The sequence below is a fragment of the Desulfoplanes sp. PS50 genome, assembly GCF_053851535.1.
Genome location: NZ_JBSPZA010000010.1, coordinates 1 through 18,622 on the forward strand (window position 1 = coordinate 1; position 18,622 = coordinate 18,622).

Annotated in this window: 19 protein-coding genes; 12 read left to right on the plus strand and 7 right to left on the minus strand. The window is 46.1% G+C overall.

Translation table 11 applies throughout. The features are described 5' to 3' along the window. From ACTVJH_RS06180 to ACTVJH_RS06235, 12 genes are all read left to right on the plus strand, one after another. Positions 1–368: transposase (locus ACTVJH_RS06180; protein ID WP_455988553.1), on the plus strand; the 368-nt coding region annotated here is incomplete at its 5' end. 35 nt (positions 369–403) lie between these two features. Further along, positions 404–1,411 (plus strand): IS3 family transposase, encoded by a 1,008-nt coding sequence (locus ACTVJH_RS06185; RefSeq protein ID WP_455988723.1) that lies wholly within the window; start codon positions 404–406, stop codon positions 1,409–1,411. 316 nt (positions 1,412–1,727) lie between these two features. Beyond that, positions 1,728–2,483, plus strand: a complete 756-nt coding sequence (locus ACTVJH_RS06190) for a transposase (RefSeq protein ID WP_455988555.1) — start codon at positions 1,728–1,730, stop codon at positions 2,481–2,483. A gap of 92 nt (positions 2,484–2,575) precedes the next feature. After that, complete coding sequence (locus ACTVJH_RS06195; RefSeq protein ID WP_455988557.1) at positions 2,576–2,998, plus strand: hypothetical protein; 423 nt, start codon at positions 2,576–2,578, stop codon at positions 2,996–2,998. After that, positions 2,995–4,335 carry a hypothetical protein gene (locus ACTVJH_RS06200; RefSeq protein ID WP_455988559.1) on the plus strand — a complete coding sequence of 447 codons (1,341 nt, stop codon included), beginning with the start codon at positions 2,995–2,997 and terminating at the stop codon, positions 4,333–4,335. Before ACTVJH_RS06195 ends, ACTVJH_RS06200 begins: the two co-directional genes overlap by 4 nt. Positions 4,336–4,420: 85 nt before the next feature. After that, a complete protein-coding gene (locus ACTVJH_RS06205) occupies positions 4,421–5,464 on the plus strand; it encodes a glycosyltransferase family 4 protein (RefSeq protein ID WP_455988560.1) in 1,044 nt (347 codons plus the stop codon). A 122-nt stretch (positions 5,465–5,586) separates the two neighbouring features. Beyond that, the gene (locus tag ACTVJH_RS06210) at positions 5,587–6,771 is read left to right on the plus strand and encodes a glycosyltransferase family 4 protein (RefSeq protein ID WP_455988562.1); all 1,185 of its coding nucleotides are present in this window, start codon (positions 5,587–5,589) and stop codon (positions 6,769–6,771) included. A gap of 126 nt (positions 6,772–6,897) precedes the next feature. Further along, entirely contained in the window at positions 6,898–7,020 is a 123-nt protein-coding gene (locus ACTVJH_RS06215; protein WP_455988564.1) for a hypothetical protein, read from the plus strand. Between the two features lie 262 nt (positions 7,021–7,282). Next, complete coding sequence (locus ACTVJH_RS06220) at positions 7,283–8,038, plus strand: transposase (RefSeq protein WP_455988566.1); 756 nt, start codon at positions 7,283–7,285, stop codon at positions 8,036–8,038. A 197-nt stretch (positions 8,039–8,235) separates the two neighbouring features. Continuing rightward, complete coding sequence (locus tag ACTVJH_RS06225; RefSeq protein WP_455988568.1) at positions 8,236–8,517, plus strand: acyltransferase; 282 nt, start codon at positions 8,236–8,238, stop codon at positions 8,515–8,517. 63 nt (positions 8,518–8,580) lie between these two features. Further along, a complete protein-coding gene (locus ACTVJH_RS06230; protein ID WP_455988570.1) occupies positions 8,581–8,730 on the plus strand; it encodes a hypothetical protein in 150 nt (49 codons plus the stop codon). A 306-nt stretch (positions 8,731–9,036) separates the two neighbouring features. Continuing rightward, on the plus strand, positions 9,037–10,464 hold the full coding sequence (locus ACTVJH_RS06235) for a mannose-1-phosphate guanylyltransferase/mannose-6-phosphate isomerase (RefSeq protein ID WP_455988571.1): 1,428 nt from the start codon (positions 9,037–9,039) through the stop codon (positions 10,462–10,464). A 183-nt stretch (positions 10,465–10,647) separates the two neighbouring features. Here the strand turns inward: ACTVJH_RS06235 and ACTVJH_RS06240 are convergent, their stop codons facing one another. The 7 genes from ACTVJH_RS06240 to ACTVJH_RS06270 form a co-directional block, all read right to left on the minus strand. Continuing rightward, positions 10,648–12,069 carry an undecaprenyl-phosphate glucose phosphotransferase gene (locus tag ACTVJH_RS06240; protein WP_455988572.1) on the minus strand — a complete coding sequence of 474 codons (1,422 nt, stop codon included), beginning with the start codon at positions 12,067–12,069 and terminating at the stop codon, positions 10,648–10,650. Positions 12,070–12,461: 392 nt separating this feature from the next. Further along, entirely contained in the window at positions 12,462–13,706 is a 1,245-nt protein-coding gene (locus ACTVJH_RS06245; RefSeq protein ID WP_455988574.1) for an O-antigen ligase family protein, read from the minus strand. Positions 13,707–13,816: 110 nt separating this feature from the next. After that, entirely contained in the window at positions 13,817–14,785 is a 969-nt protein-coding gene (locus ACTVJH_RS06250) for a polysaccharide deacetylase family protein (RefSeq protein WP_455988576.1), read from the minus strand. Positions 14,786–15,051: 266 nt separating this feature from the next. Continuing rightward, entirely contained in the window at positions 15,052–15,438 is a 387-nt protein-coding gene (locus tag ACTVJH_RS06255) for a GxxExxY protein (protein ID WP_455988578.1), read from the minus strand. 288 nt (positions 15,439–15,726) lie between these two features. Next, positions 15,727–16,107, minus strand: a complete 381-nt coding sequence (mntA, locus tag ACTVJH_RS06260) for a type VII toxin-antitoxin system MntA family adenylyltransferase antitoxin (RefSeq protein WP_455988580.1) — start codon at positions 16,105–16,107, stop codon at positions 15,727–15,729. A 112-nt stretch (positions 16,108–16,219) separates the two neighbouring features. Beyond that, entirely contained in the window at positions 16,220–17,488 is a 1,269-nt protein-coding gene (locus ACTVJH_RS06265) for an O-antigen ligase family protein (protein ID WP_455988582.1), read from the minus strand. Between the two features lie 15 nt (positions 17,489–17,503). Further along, positions 17,504–18,619 carry a glycosyltransferase gene (locus tag ACTVJH_RS06270; protein ID WP_455988584.1) on the minus strand — a complete coding sequence of 372 codons (1,116 nt, stop codon included), beginning with the start codon at positions 18,617–18,619 and terminating at the stop codon, positions 17,504–17,506. Positions 18,620–18,622: the final 3 nt, after the last annotated feature.

Below are 18,622 nucleotides of genomic sequence, written 5' to 3' on the forward strand. Positions count from 1 at the left end.
AACGCCGTAAAACCCAAGGAGCACTCTCCATGTCTTCAACCAGCAAACGCCCTCAGGATTGGACTGCCGAAGAACGTCTACAAGCATTGGTTGAAACAGCGCCCCTATCTCCAGAAGAAAAAAGTGCGTGGTGCAGGTCAAGAGGTGTGCATGTTCAACATCTCGACAATTGGAAAAGAGATTTTCTAGAGGGAGCTTCTCAGAAATCCAAGTCGAAACGATCTTTGAATGATTCAAAAATTCAAAAAAAAGTTCATACATTGGAAAAGGAGTTGCTCCGTAAAGAGAAAGCTCTAGCTGAAGCATCTGCCCTGCTGTTGCTCAAAAAAAAAGTGGACGCGATCTGGGGGGATCAAGAGGAAGACTGATCACCCCGGAAGAAAAACAACTGGTCATCCAGCTGATTCGCGAAGCTGTTGCCTTGGGAGCGAGAAAGAAAAAGGCCTGTGAGATTCTGGGACTTTCCCTACGAGCGTTACAACGTTGGGAAAAGCACGGTGTTGAGGATAAGCGTAAGGACAACAACAAATCTCCCGTCAACAAGCTGACAGAGTTCGAGAAAAAACGGGTTCTGAAAGTCGCAAACAGCAAAGAATTCAAAGATCTTCCTCCGAGCCAGATTGTCCCCAAGCTCGCTGATAGAGGTGAGTATGTCGCATCAGAATCCACGTTCTACAGAATACTCAGGGCAGCTGGTCAAAATGCTCACAGGGCAAAATGCAGACCAAGAAAAAACAAGGCTCCCAAGCCGTTGACTGCGACAGGTCCGAACCAGGTCTGGAGCTGGGATATAACATATCTCCCTGCGCCTATACGAGGAACGTATTGGTATCTCTATATGTACCTGGACATCTACAGCCGCAAAATCGTTGGCTGGAGTGTGCACGAAACAGAGAACTCAGATTATGCGTCGGAGCTTGTTCGGACCGCTTGTTTCACTGAACAGGTTGCGCGGGATCAACTGGTCATTCACTCCGATAACGGATCACCGATGAAAGGTTCTATCATGCTTGCCACGCTGCAAGAGCTTGGAGTGATGCCATCATTCAGCAGGCCAGCTGTCAGCAACGACAATCCCTTCTCGGAATCGCTATTCAGGACCTGCAAGTACCGTCCTGATTATCCGGAGAAGCCTTTTGAAACTTTGGATGTCGCCCGGAAATGGGTCTCTCAATTCGTAGCCTGGTATAACACAGTGCATCTTCACAGCGGGCTGCGGTTTGTGACCCCGGATGACCGTCATCAGGGCCGAGATAAGCAGATATTGTACGCACGACATCAACTCTATCTGGCTGCTCGGAAGAAACGGCCTGAACGCTGGGCTAGAGAGACCCGAAATTGGTCTGTTGTGGGCGATATAAAACTCAACCCCAAGGATCACAAAGAAACATCAAAACGGAAGGTCGTATAGGTATCAAAAAAAGCGACAACTTCTTTGACAATTACCGTTCATGATGCTGCCGTTTTTGCAAAACCTGTTAACCCATGGGGTCTGACCCCTCGAAGTACTTGATATCGTTTGATTTAAGCTTTAAAAAAGGCTATTTTTCGTGTTTAGAATTAACGGCATGAGTCACGATTAGCTACAGATATTTGAGATATATGGCTATTTGCCATATATGGGTTGCTATGGGGTCTGATCTCTTGAACTGTTTTTTGCACGTCCAACGTACTCCAAAAAGCAGGAACTGTTTCGTTGGCAAAATTTAATTTGCTCATGGAAAGAAATGCCTCGACCTATTAGATTCTTTGTTCCTGGCCATGTGTGGCATATTACGCACCGGTGTCATGACAGGGAGTTCCTCTTGGACTATGCCGTACACCGTAATCTTTGGATAAAATGGCTGGCCGAGGGCTCTCTTCGGTATGGAGTGCCCATTTTGAATTTTACGGTCACGTCCAATCATATCCATCTTCTGGTTTTGGCGCCTGAAGATAAGACGGCTATTCCCCGGCTGATGCAGCTTGTGGCGGGCAGAGTCGGGCAGATTTATAATAAAAAGCAATGCAGAAAGGGCTCCTTTTGGGAGGACAGATACTACGCTACGGCAGTACAGACAGGTGAACACTTGGCCAGGTGTTTTCTGTATATTGATCTCAATATGGTACGGGCAAAAGTCGTCAATCATCCGGCCAAGTGGCAGCATGGCGGGTACCATGAGATCGTCAAACCCAAGAAGCGATACCGGCTAATCAACCGAGATGAAGTTGGCCGCCTGTTGGAGATTGAGGAGAAAGACCTGAGTAAAATTTATCAGGCTCGGATCAAGGAAGCTCTCCGAAAAGGGAATTTATCAAGAGACGATATCTGGACAGTAAGTCTTGCGGTTGGTGACGATGGCTTTGTGGAGAAGGTCAAAAAGAGTGTCGGCAGATTTGTGGCAAAAATGAATCTAAGGGAAGAACCTGCTGCGTATGGCCGGATCGAGCAAGTTTTTGAGAATTCCCTGGAATGGAAGATTTTTGATGAGTCCGAATTGTAGTAAATTCTCCTTTATTTCGTTGGTTTATTTGCGTTTGGGCTGAGTCCGGTTCATTCTAAGGCCGGAAACCGAACCTTTTTGAGCAGAAAAAATTGGAATATCAAATAGTTAGATGGGTCAGACCCCACGGCTATTTTCAGCATAACTCATTGTTTAACGGGCTAAATTCATTTGACGAGCAGTTTCGTATCGCAGGTGATTCTGATTTCTTGATTAGAGAACTGAAGGATAGAGACGCGAAGTTTATCCCTATCACCATAACAAAACATACGATGGGTGGGGTAAGCGCAGATTGTAAAAATATAACAGCCTGTTATGACGAATGTAAGGCTATAATGGCAAAATACGGTCTTAAAGTCCCCTTCATGACAATGATTGTTGATTGGAGTAAAGTAAAAATAAAAAGTTTGCTGTATCGTTGCCTTGATAAAAAAAAAGCGAATATATGTCGCGATGTAGGAAGATTTTTTTTTCGCAAGAAAAAATTATGGTCTAAACTAGAGAATGGTCAATGAGCGATGTGTTGATAATCACTGGTTTTCATGACAAACTGGAAACAGATAGTCCTGTGATATCTATTTTAAATTATTCAAAAATATACGCTGCTTCTTTTGGATTGGCTATGATTATGTTTTTGTGGCCGATGCAAATTTCAGTTAGTGACTCAGGCATTCCGATATATATTCCGATAAGCCTATTTTTGTTGCTGGTTTCAAATATAGATTACAAGTATATATTTGTTTTCTTGTTATTTTTTTGTATACTAGTGTTTTTATCTCTTTTACAGTGCCTTCAAGGTGTTAGTTTTACAACGCCGATACGTTCTCTATTGTCCATACCTATATTTTGTTTTGTAGTTTCCTGTGCGTATCGATGGATAGCATTGGCAGAAAAAAATAATTTTTTGATTTTTTTTAAAATTGCCAAGTTATTTCTTCTACTTCAGTGTGTTCTTCAGGTAGCCCAGGTTGTTCTTTTTGAGCTAGGTATGTTTGAAACGCATTATCAGCATCTTTTTGGATTTCCAAGATGTTCCGGCTTTTTTGAGGAACCTTCGCATGTTGCTTATGGTCTGTCTCCATTTTTATTTTTATTTTGTTTTTATAACAAACTTTTTTTTGCATGGATGGGCCGGAAAGAAGCTATTCTGATTTTTTGTATATTTGCTCTTAGTCCTTCTTCAACCCTTGTTGCTGTTTTCATGATCATTGTATGTTTTTTACTAATTCGATCATGCAATTCGCTTAAATCATTTTTAAGGATTATTTTTCCTATTCTTCTATTATCATTTTGTATTTTTGTTGCATTATTTCAAGTCCCAGCAACATCAGAAAGATTTTTTAATTTAGTCAATGTTTTTTTTGACCCATCAATTATTCAAGCAAGTGATAACTTATCAGCTCTTATGTTTTTAAAAGGTTTCCAAATGGCCTTTGCCTCACTGCAAAATTTTCCCTTTGGTTCTGGTTTTTTGAACTTTCAATTTCTGAATGATTACAGTTCTGTTAGCATGTTAAGCGATATGCACTATGTAATGAATATGCATGATGGGACTTCTGTTGGATTCAAGCTTGTTGGGGAATATGGATATATAGGATTGCTTTTAATTTTTTATTTGATATGTGCATTTCTTAAAAATATTAGAAAAACCAATATCAAGTTGGTCTTTCAAAATATGTGTTTTTTTGGAGTGATTGTTTGCTGTGTGAGGGGGGGTTCATATTTTGATGGTTCCCCGGTTTTTTTCTTTGCTTATGTGTTTTTGAATTTGTTTAAAAGGTATCGTATCCCATATGTGGCTAATCGTATGGAATTATTTCAACATAAGAACAAAGTGAATTTGTCTGTGTAATATGATTATATGATATTAAAAATTCTTTTTTTTGCGAAAATATCATTTACAATTTATTCCATGTGCATTTAATAAGGTATTAGTGATGTCACAAGTAGTTGTTAATACGCGTATCCTTAGCGGCCACATTACTGGCGTACAGCGCTATCTCTACGATATTTTGGACGTACTTCCTCGTGACGCCCGAATTGATTCAATTAGCCCTGAGAAGCCAATGCATGGAATTGCTGGACATTTTTGGGAGCAATTTGTTTTGCCATCGCCTGTCAGGGGAAAAGTGCTTTGGAGCCCAAGCAACACAGGCCCTCTTGCTGTCAGTAAACAAGTTGTCACTATCCATGACGTTGTTCCTCTTGATCATCCGGAATGGTTAAACACTCGTTTTGGAGCATGGTATCGATTTTTATTGCCAAAACTTGTTCAAAGGGTTGAGCGGGTAATTGCTATTTCTGTATTCACAAAATATCGTTTGCTTGAAAGAACAAATATTTCTGCAGATAAAATTGAGGTCATCTACAATGGAGTAAGCCCACGATTTAGCCCTCAATCTTCCGAAAGCATCGCAGAGATGGTTCAATCCCTTAAAATTCCGAGCAAAAATTATATTCTAAGTCTTGGTTCTCTGGAGCCCCGCAAAAATTTAGGTCGTTTACTCCAAGCATGGAATTTTATCCAATCAAAAGTGCCAGATGATATATGGTTGGTTGTAAGTGGCGCAAAAGGGAAAAATTTGGTTTTTCAGGATGTCCCGGAATTAAAAAAATTGCCGTCACGTGTATATTTGACAGGTCATGTACCCGACACATTACTTCCTCAATTATATGCCGGGGCGTTAGCGTTCGCTTACCTTTCTGTTTATGAGGGATTTGGCCTACCTCCGCTTGAGGCTATGGCGTCCGGAACGCCAACTCTTGTTGGCAATCGAAGTTCGCTTCCGGAGGTTGTTGGCGATGCGGCTATTCAAGTTGATCCATACGATGCAGAAGCAATTGCCGAAAGCCTTAAGTTGCTCATTGAAGATAGTGAGTTGCGGAATGTACTTCGAAAAACAAGTATAAAGCAGGCAAAGAAATTCAGTTGGAAAAATACAGCAAAGCAAACATTGCAAATTTTAAATAAAGTAATATAACAAATTGATATATAAACTCGAAACTTTAATGGATTTAAAATTCAAACAGTCGATTCTGGGAACTAACGTTCTATTTTGGAAAATATTTTGTAGCCATTATTAAATTAATTACGATTTAACCCATGCCTAAAATTGCTGTTATACATGATTGGTTGGTTACCTATGCTGGTGCAGAACGGGTTCTTGAACAAATTTTGGAATGTTTCCCCTCTGCTGAGATATATTCCGTAGTTTGTTCGCTACAAGATGATGAACGTTCCTTTATAAAAAACAAATCAGTTCATACCTCGTTTGTCCAACGTCTTCCTTTCGCTAAAAAGAAGTATCGCTCATATCTTCCTTTCATGCCACTGGCTGTAGAACAATTTGATCTTTCCAAGTACGACATCATCATTTCAAGCTCCCATGCAGTGGCAAAAGGAGTGATCACAGGACCGGATCAGCTGCATATTTCCTATGTTCATTCCCCCATGCGCTATGCCTGGGACTTGCAGCACCAATGCCTTAATCAGGCAGGTTTTTGTGTCATTAAGTCCGGTATTGCTCGCTATCTCCTCCACAAAATGCGCATCTGGGATGAACGCACCGCAAACGGTGTGGATTATTTTCTCGCCAACTCTCGATATATCGCCAGGCGCATACTGAAGGTCTATAGAAGAGATTCTCTCGTGATGTACCCTCCAGTTGCCTTGCGAAGATTCAAGCCTATACAACCAAAGAATAGTCATGATTATTTTGTGACGTACTCCCGGTTCGTTCCATATAAAATGATTGATCGCATAGCAGCGGCCTTTAAATCACTCACCAGCCCTTTAACAATCATTGGTACTGGCCCTGACTGGAAAAAAGTACAAAACGCCAGCTCTCCTAATGTCTCTTTGCTGGGCTTTCAATCAGATGAGGAACTGCTCTTCCAGCTTCAAAATGCGGCCGCATTCGTATTTATGGCAGAGGAAGATTTTGGCATCGCATGCGTGGAAGCACAAGCATGCGGCATTCCCGTGATCGCATACGGGAAGGGCGGAAGTCTTGAGACTGTCAAGGGAGTATGGTCTGGAGATCCTTGGCCAACAAATTATGCCCCCACTGGTATCTGGTTTCGAGAGCAAACTCCCGAGGCATTAGCTGATGCCGTTCGTTATTTCCAAGTCAACAAGTATCGATTTTCCGCTGAAGCATGCCGGAACAATGCACTACGTTTTTCTGAGGAACGATTCCGAAGAGAATTTAAAAATTTTGTTTTGGATAAATGCACTCAATTACAGAATGAAATTACTCCTGTATTGCATGATGACCAATTAATATAAGAAAGGTTCTTGTTGGATTCCGGGGACCTTTTTTTTGTGGATCATCTATAACATTATGAATTTATTCAAATTGGATGATGCTAACGAAACGCGATGGATCCAAAAAAGGGTATAGGAAAGACTCAAATGAAATGCTTCAAAGCCTACGATATCCGTGGGCATCTCGGTGACGAACTCACTGACGATATCGCGTACCGCATCGGCAGGGCTTTTGGGGAATACCTTCATCCAAAAGCGGTTGCTCTGTAAGCGTCCAGCCAACCCCTTATTCTTGGTCATGGGGTCTGACCCCCCGAAGCTACCGATTTTATAAGATTTATGTGCCTAAGAAGGCCATTTTTTGGCGTTAGAATCAATAGCATCAGTTATAAGTGGTAATAAGCATACAAAATATATGACGATTTAGTTAAATTGGCCGCGTGGGAACAATTCCTGCCTGGATTTCACGCCGGAGGGGGTAGGCTCTGTGGGGCGCATTCGCCAACAACATTCAATCCGTTCATGAAAATAAATGCCTCGACCCATAAGATTCTTTGTTCCTGGACACGTGTGGCATATTACACACCGCTGCCATGACAGAAAGTTCCTTCTGGACTATGCCGTACATCGCAATCTCTGGATGAAATGGTTGAACGAAGGGACTAACAGGTACGAAGTGCCAATTCTCAATTTCACGGTGACTTCAAACCATATCCATATCCTGGCTTTGGCACCTGAAGATAGAATGGCCATCCCACGGCTGATGCAGCTTGTGGCAGGCAGAGTCGGGCAGGTTTACAACAAGAAGCAACTTCGGAAGGGGGCCTTCTGGGAAGACCGGTACTACACCACTGCCGTACAGACGGGTGAACACTTGGCCAGGTGCTTTTTGTATATTGATCTTAATATGGTGCGGGCGAAGGTAGTCAATCATCCAGCCAGATGGCAACATGGCGGCTACCATGAGATCGTTAAGCCGAAGAAGCGCTACCGAACAATAAACCGAGACGAAGTTGTCCGTTTGCTTGAGATTGAAGAAAAGGATCTGAGTAAGGTTTACCAAGCACGGGTCAAGGAAGCTCTGCGAAAAGGCTGTCTGTCGAGAGACGATATCTGGACGGTGAATTTGGCTGTAGGTGACGATGGGTTCGTTGAGAAGATCAAGAAGGGTGTCGGACGCTTCGTGAGCAAACTGAACGTGAAGGAAGAACCGGCTACCTATGGCCAAGTTGACTGGGGATCAGAGAATTCTTTGGAATGGAAAATTTTCGACGAGTCTGAATTGTAGTAAATCGTAAATAATTTTAGCTAATTACTTGTATTTGAAGTCGTTGTCGTTAATTCTAAGGCCAAAAAAAGACCTTTTTGGGGGAACAAAGTCAACAATATCAAGCGTTTCGAGGGGTCAGACCCCACGGACAGAAAATTTCTGGGGGGGGTGAGGTCATTATTGGCGACAATTTTCACTCCGGCCCTGAATGTCTGATGATCACGCAAAATCATAATTTTGATCACGGCACAGCCATACCCTACGACAGTACGTATATCTATAAAAAGATCGTGATCAAGGATAATGTCTGGCTGGGTAGCCGGGTGATCGTGTTGGGCGGAGTGACCATCGAAGAAGGCGCCATCATCCAGGCGGGCAGCGTGGTTGTAAAAGATATCCCTAAATACGCCATTGCCGGGGGACACCCTGCTACGGTTTTCAAGTACAGGGATATTGATCATTATGAGCGACTGAAAGCTGAGGGCAAATTTCATTAAAATCCTTTCTACCTGCTTTCCAGAACCAATCCTGTTTTTCTCGGATCATCCTTGGTATTAGCCATGGGGTCTGACCCCTCCAACAACAAGAAAGGCGTTGGTCGTTTTGTCAGCAAGATGAATGTGAAGGAAGAACCGGCAACCTATGGTCCGGTTGACCGGGATTCAGAGAATTCTTTGGAATGGAAGATTTTCGACGAGTCTGAATTGTAGTAAATCCTCATTGATTTCATATGGTTGATGTGGTTCGAGCCGAACCCGGTTTATTCTAAGGCCGAAAAACAAGCGTTTTTGAGCAATAAAATCAATAGTAGTAGGGCTTTGGAGGGGTCAGACCCCACGGGCAGAGTATTTTGTATTTCTCTGTGTAACTCTGAGATCTCTGTGGTGATAAGAATGTTTTAAAGATATTCTACCACGGAGCTCGCAAGGGAAGACAGGATAACGAAGCTTCGGGCTTGGTTTCCATATAATTTCCTCTCATATTTTTTTTCATCATAGCCATAAGGAATATTTTCAATGATCATACCTGTCATACTTTCCGGTGGTTCAGGGACTCGTCTTTGGCCCATGTCGCGGAAATTGTTCCCAAAGCAACTCATGCCTCTGCTGGGTGGAGATGCTTCTTTGTTCCAGACGACCGTCAACCGTCTCGACGTGGTTGACGGATGCAGTTCACCCCTTGTGATCTGCAATGAAGTGCACAGATTTATGATCGCCTCACAGCTTCAGGAGCTTGGCATCGAGCCGTTACGGATCATTCTGGAGTCTAGCGGTCGAAATACCGCACCTGCAGTAGCTGTTGCCGCCCTGGAGGCTCTTAGTCATGAGGATGATCCCGTCCTGTTGGTGTTGCCGGCAGATCATGTGATCAAGGATCAAGATGTTTTTGCTCATGCCATGCTCACCGGTGCATCTCGGGCTAAGAAGGGCGACCTTGTCACTTTCGGGATAGTTCCGGACAAGGCCGCGACAGGATTCGGGTATATCCGTTGCGTTAAAGATGGTAGAGATGTGGATGTGTTTCCCATCGCCGAGTTCGTGGAAAAGCCCGATCGGCAGACAGCGGAAGTCTATGTGAATTCCGGAAATTTTTTGTGGAACAGCGGGATGTTCATGTTCAGGGCGCGTGTCTACCTGGATCAGCTTGGATTCTTTGAGCCTGATATAGTTGAAAGTTGCCGAAAGGCCTTTGATCAAGCTCGTCGCGATCTTGATTTTCTCCGTCTTAACCCAGCGTCTTTTGACGTCTGTCCCAGTGATTCCATTGATTATGCTGTCATGGAAAAAACGAAAAACGGTGTGGTCGTTCCGTTAGATGCCGGTTGGAGTGATGTTGGATCATGGTCGGCATTGCATGGCGTTCGGGAAAAGGATGAACATGACAACGTGTGCATTGGTGACGTCATTTCCCATGATACCACTCATTGTTATCTTCATTCCTCAAATCGTTTGGTGGCCACTGTCGGTCTTGAAAATCACTGCGTTGTCGAGACCAAGGATGCCGTGCTCGTATCGCCTCTCGACCGTGTTCAGGAGGTCAAAAAGATTGTCGAGAGGCTTGCAGCCCAGGGACGCGAAGAGGCCTTATCGCATTGCAAGGTGTTCAGGCCTTGGGGAAACTATGAAGGGATCGATCTTGGGGGGCGATATCAGGTCAAACGGATCACGGTCTATCCGGGCCAGGTTCTTTCTTTACAAAAGCATTTTCACCGTTCGGAACATTGGATTGTTGTCAAGGGAACTGCATTGGTCACCCGTGGTGAGGAAGAAATCATGCTCGTGGAAGATCAGTCGACATATATTCCCCTTGGAACAATTCATCGCCTTGAAAATCCAGGTAAGGTCAACCTGGAATTAATCGAGATTCAAACAGGGAGCTATCTGGGAGAGGATGATATCGTTCGGCTGGAAGATATATATGGGAGAGGTGGAGAAAATGTATAGCCAGCCCACTGTGCCCATTGAAACAGAAGAGAGGAATAAATGAGGGTGGACCCCGTAGGTGCAACTATGTTTACCATTCTTGATTCGTTTCTGCTTCCCGATCAAAAATACCTGCATTACCAATGGCCTCCCGACTCATGATAATCAGGGGCAATTTGGCGAGTGAGTGGTTGTGGGCTATTCTCAGAACGCGTTCTTGCCGCAAAATCCTTTGCACAGGGTCATGAGGATGATCTTGATGTCCAGCCAGAGCGACCAGTTCTGGATGTACCAGAGATCGTATTCAATGCGTTTTTGCATTTTTTCCAGGGAATCCGTTTCCCCCCGCCATCCATTGACCTGCGCCCACCCTGTGATTCCGGGTTTGATCTTGTGGCGCAGCATATATCCGAAAATCTGTTTGCGATAGAATTCGTTGTGAGCCACGGCATGGGGCCGGGGGCCGACAATGGACATTCTGCCCTGGAGCACGTTGATAAATTGGGGCAGTTCGTCCAAAGAGGTGCTCCGCAAAAAAGCGCCCAGTCGGGTCACCCGGGGATCGTTTTTGCAAGCCTGGGGGACATGGTCGCCATCCTGGCAGACAGTCATCGTGCGAAATTTCCAGACTACTATTTTTTCTCCGTTCAGGCCGTAGCGCTGCTGCTTGAACAGGACCGGACCCTTGGAGGTCAGCTTGATCATCACGGCGATGACGCACATGGGCACGGCAATGATGAGCAGGATAAGAGCTGCCAGGACCATGTCTTCGATTTTCTTGGTCAGGACGTTGATTCCAAAGAAGGGAGAGTCAAAGAGGCGGATGGTTGGGATGCCGGCAAAGTCGGCCCAGTCTCCGTGCAGGATGCTGAATATGAGTGTATCCGGGACAACGTAGATGGATGCGGTTGTGTCGGCGAGCCGGGAGGTTATGGAGCGAAGCTCTTCGGAAGCGATGGTTGCTGAGCAGAGAAAGACCTGTTCGATGCGCCCCTGCCTGGCCTGTTCCACGAGATCGTCCAGAGTGCCGGCCAGTTTCCATGCGGGTGAGGAGATTCCGGCAATCTCGGAGGGGAATCCCTGACCGTAAAATCCCACGAATCTGAGCCCCAGCCAGGGGTTGCTGCAGATGGTCCTGGTGATGGATCGGCTGGCCGGACCTGAGCCGACAACAGCAACCGTGCGGGTATTACGGCCCTTACTGCGAAGGTGTTTGAAGCCGACATGGGTGGCGATGCGCAGACAGGCCAGAAAGACAAAGACGAGTACGAGCCAGGAAAAAATGGCCAGGCGGGAATAGGCTTCGCTGGTTTTCAATGCGTAGCCGAGCCCGAAAAGCGTCAGCCCCGTTTCCGTCCAGGTGAACAGCAGGCTTTTCAGCTGGCTGGAGAGGGGTTTACCCCGCCAGGAGCGGTACAGCTCGTTGAAATGGGCGTATATGTAATAGATAATAAAAACGACCAGTACTACCAGCAGAAAGCGCGTGTCCCAGGCCAACCCCCGCAGACGCAGGGAGAGATGAAGGCCCAGGGCTATCAGAGCGGCGTCCATGGTCTTGTATATCAGGACCATGGACGCCGCATGTTTTGTGCCGAGCCCGCGGGGGATGTCGAAAGTATTGAACATGGATGGGTTGGGTTGATATGTGTTGATGAAAACTGTCAGAAACCGGTCATGATTGTTTTTTTCCATTCACAAACGAAACTAAAACCTAGCGGATTTCCATAAAAAAACAACCCTTCGCTGGCCCCTTGAAATAGGGCTCATGGTAGGGTTGTTTATGGTTTTTAATAAGGTTTTTTGCTATATCTGGTTGAAATAATAGAAAACAAAAATTGTGAGATATATTGAGTGGTGGTAGGGTTTTGGGCCGTTTTTTATGATCTGCCATGGAGCCCTCGGCTGGAAGCATTAAAATACGTATACGCTGACCGAGCTTTGTCGTCTCCTCCTCCTGGTGGTGCGGCCAGGTGTTTCTCCTTCATTCAGAGGCTACGTCATGCTATGTGTTTAAACGTCTATCCCGTTGTTTTGGATATCGGGCGGTTCGATTTCGGCACAGCATGGTTACTTGCCTTGTCTTGTGCAGCCCAGTGTCTTCCGATTGCTAATCCATAAACGATAAAGAAGATGAACAGTCCGTCTTTTCTGTAAATAAAGAATTCCAATAAGCCGGATAGAGCGAAATACGACAACGCCAGAAAAGGAAAGACATATCTATTCTTGAAAGAAGCAATGGCAACGGACCCTGTAGCCACTGTAAATGCTAGGAATCCAATCAATCCCCAGCAAAAAAGAATGCCGACATACATATTGTGGGGGTGTGATATTTCTATATAAGAAAATTTATATTTTTCTTTTAATTCGTCATGGTGTTTAGTGACATAGTTTCTATGAAATTCTCGAAAATTAGAAAATTCATGCCCCAGGATTGGTTTTTGCGAAAAACCTCCATTCATGCACGCATCCCAGATAGAAAGTCTGCATAACAAATTGGGCTCATTGAGTGGATCGATAAGCGCATTTTTCATACGCATCGTTCTGTGCGTTGAAGACAGTGTGAATCCTGTAAAAAGTAGTGCACCGATGATACAGATCGTTATAGCCAGTTTCTTGCGTCGTGAAAAAAATAAAGCATAGATGAGAAGTGCTCCGCCAAGACCAAGTATGGAATTTCTGGAATTAGTCATAGCCAGAATAATGGTCGGGAACAGAATCCCCGGCATGAACAGCCATTGTTTCCATTTTCGGGACATGTCGTTGAGATGGCCAAGATAAATGAGTACTGAATATCCCGCCAACAGGCCGAGTTCGTTATGGCCCCGTTCCGGAAATGAAAATTTGGTTTCCATGGAAACTTTTCCAGTCAGTGCCAGATACAAAAAGGTCAGGGAGAGGGTGATGGGCAGAAGCATCATGGGCTTCCAAACCTGACGAGGAAAAGCCGATCCGGCAGCCATCCCCGTGGCAACCACGGCCAGCCACATCCAGGCATAATGGAGATCGCCGTCCTCCCCGCCTTGAAGCATGGTGGTAAAGGTCGTCAGGTAAATGGCTGCAACAGGGAGTAGAGGCAGCAGCAGATGCCAGGGGAGCTTTTGCTGTTTGCTGAGCATGAAAAAATACACGATCGAGGCTATTAGCCCCATATGCAAGCCAAGATACATGTGTCTGTCAAAAACAGCGAATATCGAAATCCAGGCAAAAGAAAATGCAATCAGAGCTATTATAATATTCTCATACTTCAAAAAAATTTTTTCCATTTACGATCTCATCGGTTTCAGAGTCACAAAAAAATCATGATGCGTGCATAGACAGATGTTTTGTGCCTTTGGAGGTTTATAAAGCACTGCTTGCTAGCGTGCTTCGATTGTTATTTTTTCCTGAAAAATTTTGAAAAAAGTATCGCCCCGGGGCGTGAGGCATGCATGCGCAGCCTGGTTCTAAGCCACTGGGGTGTTTTGCGCGTGGTCACCGGTATGCGGTGGAGATGAAAGGGATCAGTTCCCGTGCCATTGTAGAAACGGTCGAGGTTGAACGCGCCTGCAAATCCGGCCTTGCGGGCCGCCTTGATGGTGATGGCATCAAATTCCCCCCAGGGCCAGCAGATGAGCTGGGATCTGGCTCCATTGATCGTCTGGATGGTTTTGAGACTGCGTGTGAAGTCCTGAACGCAGAAATCAAAGCGTTCCTGGTCGCTGCGCTTGTGAAACGATTCAGAGGTTCCGCCCGGTCCGGTCGGCCAGAAGCCGTTGTAGGCGTAGGCGCTGCCACGCTCGTAAGTAGGCCAATCACCTTGCGGGCGATCATAGATCCCGTAGGATGACCAATGGCCGTCGGAGACGGTGACCTTTCGGGTGAGCCGGCGAAAACACCCCTGATGCCGGGAACTGTGGGAGTACACTTCCATGCCGTGATCTGCAATGGCAGAAATGAGCTCCTCCCTGGTCATGAACTGGGAGCAATCATTATGGGCCAGGGCCAGGGTAAAGGAGTCATGAGCTGAAAGAAAGGTTGGGGCGGTTTGTTCGGTTCGAGCAGGACCGTTGGTGATAAAATCGGTGATGGCAAAAAAAATGCCGTGCATGGACCGTTTCCTGAGCTCGGGGATAGCATGGATCCAATTGCTTACATGGCAGTCGTCAAAGGTGATGACAATGGGTTTACCCCGAAAGCTTGTCTGCCCCGAGCAGATGGCCAGAAGCTTTTGGCCGGAAATGGTTGTGAATCCCATGGCTTCGATGACGTCCAGATGGGCACAAAAGCGCGTTAGAGTCATACCCTCAGGCGTGGCCAGGTCATGGAAGCAGAGAACGGGTATGTTGGTCAGAAATGGGGGCATATAGCTCGTCGAATCCTAATCACTCATGCGGGTAAAGCCCGCACTCCAAATAAAGGCATGAACCGCCCGTTCGCAGGCTCACTCGACAACTGCAGGACCACTGCAGGACAAAAGATCTGGACAACTGCAGTTCCGGCCGGCGGACTGTCGCCGGGCGAAAAGTGCCACCACTTCGTGGATCAGTAACAGTGTCGGTCTCATCGATACTTATGTGCGCAGCACCAGCAGTTTTTTCCTGGCAGAGAGGGACGGGCGGCTGACCAGGATTAATCGTCAGTTGCTGCCGAATAATTTCTTACAATCCGTTTGATTTGGGCTTTGGGGCTACGAAAATTCACCAATAAACCGATCATAAAGCCTGTACCCGTGAGGTAATTCATCAATTGAGCAATATGTACTCGATCAAGAGATTCAACGGTCTTCAACTCGATGATGACTTGGTCTTCGACAACGATGTCGGCATAGTATTCACCAACAGTTTTATCTTTGTAGAAAATCTTAATAGGCACTTGGCTTTCTGCATGCAGTCCCCGCTGTCGCAATTCAATAAGAAGCGCATTCTCATAAACCTTCTCAAGGTAACCTTCTCCGAGAATTTTATTGACCTCGAAGACAGCTCCATTGATGGCGTATGTGATCTCGTTAATGTCCATGCAAACCTTTACAAAGCTATTAGCCGCCCGTTCGCAAGTTCACTCGACATCTGCGGACAACTGCAGGACAATTGAGCTGGACAACTGCAATTCCGGCCGGCGGACTGTCGCCGGGCGAAAAGTGCCACCACTGCGTGGATCAGTAATAGTGTCGATACAATCGATACTAATGCGGGCAGCTAATCAGGGTTTAAAAAACATGAACCGCCCGTTACTGCTTTGCCCGGGGGCCAGACGTATTATCACTCGTTACCTCGATTCTGCTTGATTTCCTGTTCGTAAAGTATGTCACGCATGGAGGTAATCCTTCTCGATCTTGGAGATAATGGACATTTCAACCCGCCGTACATGGGGAACAAGGCGGTCGTACAGCCGCTTGCCCTTGATGATGTTCATCTGCAAAGGGGGTGGGACGAGTTCCAGGTCGACAACCGATATTTTGGTGTACATATTCAGTTCACGCTCAAGGCGCGCTTCGACCTGTTGCGGGCGGGAGACACGCTTAAGAATATCGGGTTCAAAATCCGAAAAAAGCACGGCAAGATCCCAGTCGCTTTCGGCATGTTCCTGATTTCTGGCCCGTGAACCATACAGATAGATGGCGTCAACCGCAAAATGGGTGCGAATGATGCTGATCATTTCATCGAGCAGAGGGCCGTCTTGTGTCATTGTGCCATTTTTCCTTGCAGCGGTCTTGTATCGTAGATTCTGTCAAAAGAAAATCAGATCATGATTCGCAAACCTTGGCCTTGGAGTATTCCATGAAAGAGGATGTAAAAAGTCAGGCTGTAGAGAGACAGTTTCTCTTGTCTGGTCGGAAACACTGGCCGTTTTTGATTGAAGAGGAAATTCCCGCAAAACCAAAGAGCATGGTTGAGAGTTGTGATCCGTACAGGCTCATATTGAGTTGAAAGGCGATAAAGGCGATGCAGAACATGCCTGTTATTGCCATGGCAGTGACGTCCCGGGTACGCAATCCGGCAAGCATGACCGTGCCCCAGAAACAGAGCATGGTCAGCAGGCCGACAACGCCTGTCTCTGCCAAAAAATGCAGGAAAATGTTGTGCGCATTGTTTGTTGATGGAATGGTATGGGGGAATTTTTCATGGAAGTCTTCTTGTTTCGAGTGACGTTTCAATCCTGCATCGTATTGTCTGTCAAACGTGTCGAATCCGTTACCAATCAAGGGATGCTTGAGAAAGTTTTCCCAGGCGATGGTCCAGGTGAGCATTCTCTGCTGAAAGGAGATGTCGTGTTCAATGCCCTTAGCCAGCGTTGCCATTCGACTTTGTTGTAAAGGGGAATGCATGATCCCCAAGGCACCCAATCCGAAAATAAGACCCATAATTGCCAGCGTTTTCCAAGAGTGCCTGAAACGCCAGACAAGAGCGATCCCATAGATTGTGATCGTGGCAATGAAGCTTGCCCTGGCTCCGGTCTTGAAAAGGAGAAAGAGACATATTCCCGAAACGAAAAGAAAGAGTGCTTTTATAAGGAGCCCACGCTGCATCACGGCAAAGCATGAGGACGTGAATGCTGCTGCTCCACAGATGACTCCAAGGTGGTTAGGCCGCTGGCTGAAGTAACGCTCGAGGCGGACCGGAGATGCCGGGTTGAGATATTCCAGCCCTTGTCCGATAAGAAGCGGGTGCAGAATATAGACGCACACAAGGGTAATCGGAATGACCATGAGCATGAGAAGGCGATGCTCACCCAAAAAACGGGTTGCAAGGTATCCGGCGGCAAAGGCGATCATCCAGTTGAGAATCTCATCCACATTGCCAAGCGGCTGCCCGTTGAAGGCAAGACTTGTGAACGCCACCACCAGAAAGGCGGCCAGGATAACGAAGGGATATGAAGAAATCAGCGCCTTGAATGTGTCTCGCTCTTTCATACAATAGAGCGCAATCAGGCCCAGAAGGACATATCTGGAGTACTCGATCCCCCTTCGGTAGAAGATGGTAAAGGAGAGCATTGACAGAAAGGCAACAACCAGGATGCTCTGCAAAGAGAACGGCTTTTTACGACGAGCTGAAAAAAAAACCATCATGCGTCCTGTGGGAAACTATATTGACATGCAGGTATGAACAAGGCCCAGGATTTTTTGTGCCGTTGCATCCACGGAGAATGTCGTGAGTAAGCTGTCTCTCTCAAATGATGCAATGGGTAGCTGATCCAGTGTTGTCAGTGTCTGACCAAGAGATGCCGGATCGTCGGCTTTGAAAAAAATGGCGTTGCGACTATCAAAAATTTCAGTATACATGGGGATTCGGGGGATAATCGGAACCAGACCGCATTCCACATAGTCTGTGACCTTGAGGCCTTCCATAAGGGACAACCCGTAGCGGTATCGAGCCAGAACTTCGGGGACCTTGCTGTACGGCACGCTGCCTAGAAAGGTAAGATTGTCCAGGACCCCTCTTTGTTCTGCTTCGTCTTTGACACGCTCGATGTCCTTTGATGTTCCCCCCAGGATGTCGATCTGGATCGAGTGGCTACCTAATGGTAGGGCATCGAGCAGAAGATCTATGAGTTTGTTTGTCGCCAACGAGCCGCAGTAAACAATTTTCTTGTCCCGGGGCTTGTCGAATCTGCGACCATCAAGTGGATACCAGATGAATTGTGTATGCCGGACCCCCACTTCCTCTTCGATGATTCGCCTGCTCTCGTTGGACGTGAACGTGATTGCGTCCACGTGCTTGTAGATTTTTTTGAGGGTGCTTTTGCTTTTGTTGTTTTTTTCGATATTCCCCCGAAGGGATGCATACCTGCTGTTTTCGACGTTGTCTTCCTTATGATATCCGCTTTTTTTGTGCGATTCCAGGATGACCTTTCGCAAATGGAAGGGTCGCGTTCTCCCCAGTCGTTTGGCTATGTTGTAGGAGCGGGTGTAAAAAACGGTATTCTTGTCAAATTCTTTGCAGAGTCTGGCAAGGGTCACGTAAAAGAGAAACCCGGTGAGTTTTTTCTTGGGGATCTCCAGAAAGCGAACGGGGGAGAGATCGTAGCCATATTGGTCAAGAATTTTTTTAAAAAGATCGCCTTTTGCTGTCAGTTTGTTACATATAAATGTCACATCGGTGTGTCGGGAGAGTCCGAAGAGCACCTTTGTTATCTGGATCGAGTGCGCTTTGGGATTGGGATAATCCGTGTTCATGAAATAGACGATCGGAGGATGCATGCG

Bases quoted from the DNA above. Each gene is read 5' to 3' on its own strand.
- ACTVJH_RS06190 (WP_455988555.1), top strand. From the start codon at position 1,728: ATGCCTCGACCTATTAGATTCTTTGTTCCTGGCCATGTGTGGCATATT.
- ACTVJH_RS06200 (WP_455988559.1), top strand. From the start codon at position 2,995: ATGAGCGATGTGTTGATAATCACTGGTTTTCATGACAAACTGGAAACA.
- ACTVJH_RS06205 (WP_455988560.1), top strand. From the start codon at position 4,421: ATGTCACAAGTAGTTGTTAATACGCGTATCCTTAGCGGCCACATTACT.
- ACTVJH_RS06210 (WP_455988562.1), top strand. From the start codon at position 5,587: ATGCCTAAAATTGCTGTTATACATGATTGGTTGGTTACCTATGCTGGT.
- ACTVJH_RS06215 (WP_455988564.1), top strand. From the start codon at position 6,898: ATGAAATGCTTCAAAGCCTACGATATCCGTGGGCATCTCGGTGACGAA.
- ACTVJH_RS06220 (WP_455988566.1), top strand. From the start codon at position 7,283: ATGCCTCGACCCATAAGATTCTTTGTTCCTGGACACGTGTGGCATATT.
- ACTVJH_RS06225 (WP_455988568.1), top strand. From the start codon at position 8,236: ATGATCACGCAAAATCATAATTTTGATCACGGCACAGCCATACCCTAC.
- ACTVJH_RS06230 (WP_455988570.1), top strand. From the start codon at position 8,581: ATGGGGTCTGACCCCTCCAACAACAAGAAAGGCGTTGGTCGTTTTGTC.
- ACTVJH_RS06235 (WP_455988571.1), top strand. From the start codon at position 9,037: ATGATCATACCTGTCATACTTTCCGGTGGTTCAGGGACTCGTCTTTGG.
- ACTVJH_RS06240 (WP_455988572.1), bottom strand. From the start codon at position 12,069: ATGTTCAATACTTTCGACATCCCCCGCGGGCTCGGCACAAAACATGCG.
- ACTVJH_RS06245 (WP_455988574.1), bottom strand. From the start codon at position 13,706: ATGGAAAAAATTTTTTTGAAGTATGAGAATATTATAATAGCTCTGATT.
- ACTVJH_RS06250 (WP_455988576.1), bottom strand. From the start codon at position 14,785: ATGCCCCCATTTCTGACCAACATACCCGTTCTCTGCTTCCATGACCTG.
- ACTVJH_RS06255 (WP_455988578.1), bottom strand. From the start codon at position 15,438: ATGGACATTAACGAGATCACATACGCCATCAATGGAGCTGTCTTCGAG.
- mntA (WP_455988580.1), bottom strand. From the start codon at position 16,107: ATGACACAAGACGGCCCTCTGCTCGATGAAATGATCAGCATCATTCGC.
- ACTVJH_RS06265 (WP_455988582.1), bottom strand. From the start codon at position 17,488: ATGATGGTTTTTTTTTCAGCTCGTCGTAAAAAGCCGTTCTCTTTGCAG.
- ACTVJH_RS06270 (WP_455988584.1), bottom strand. From the start codon at position 18,619: ATGCATCCTCCGATCGTCTATTTCATGAACACGGATTATCCCAATCCC.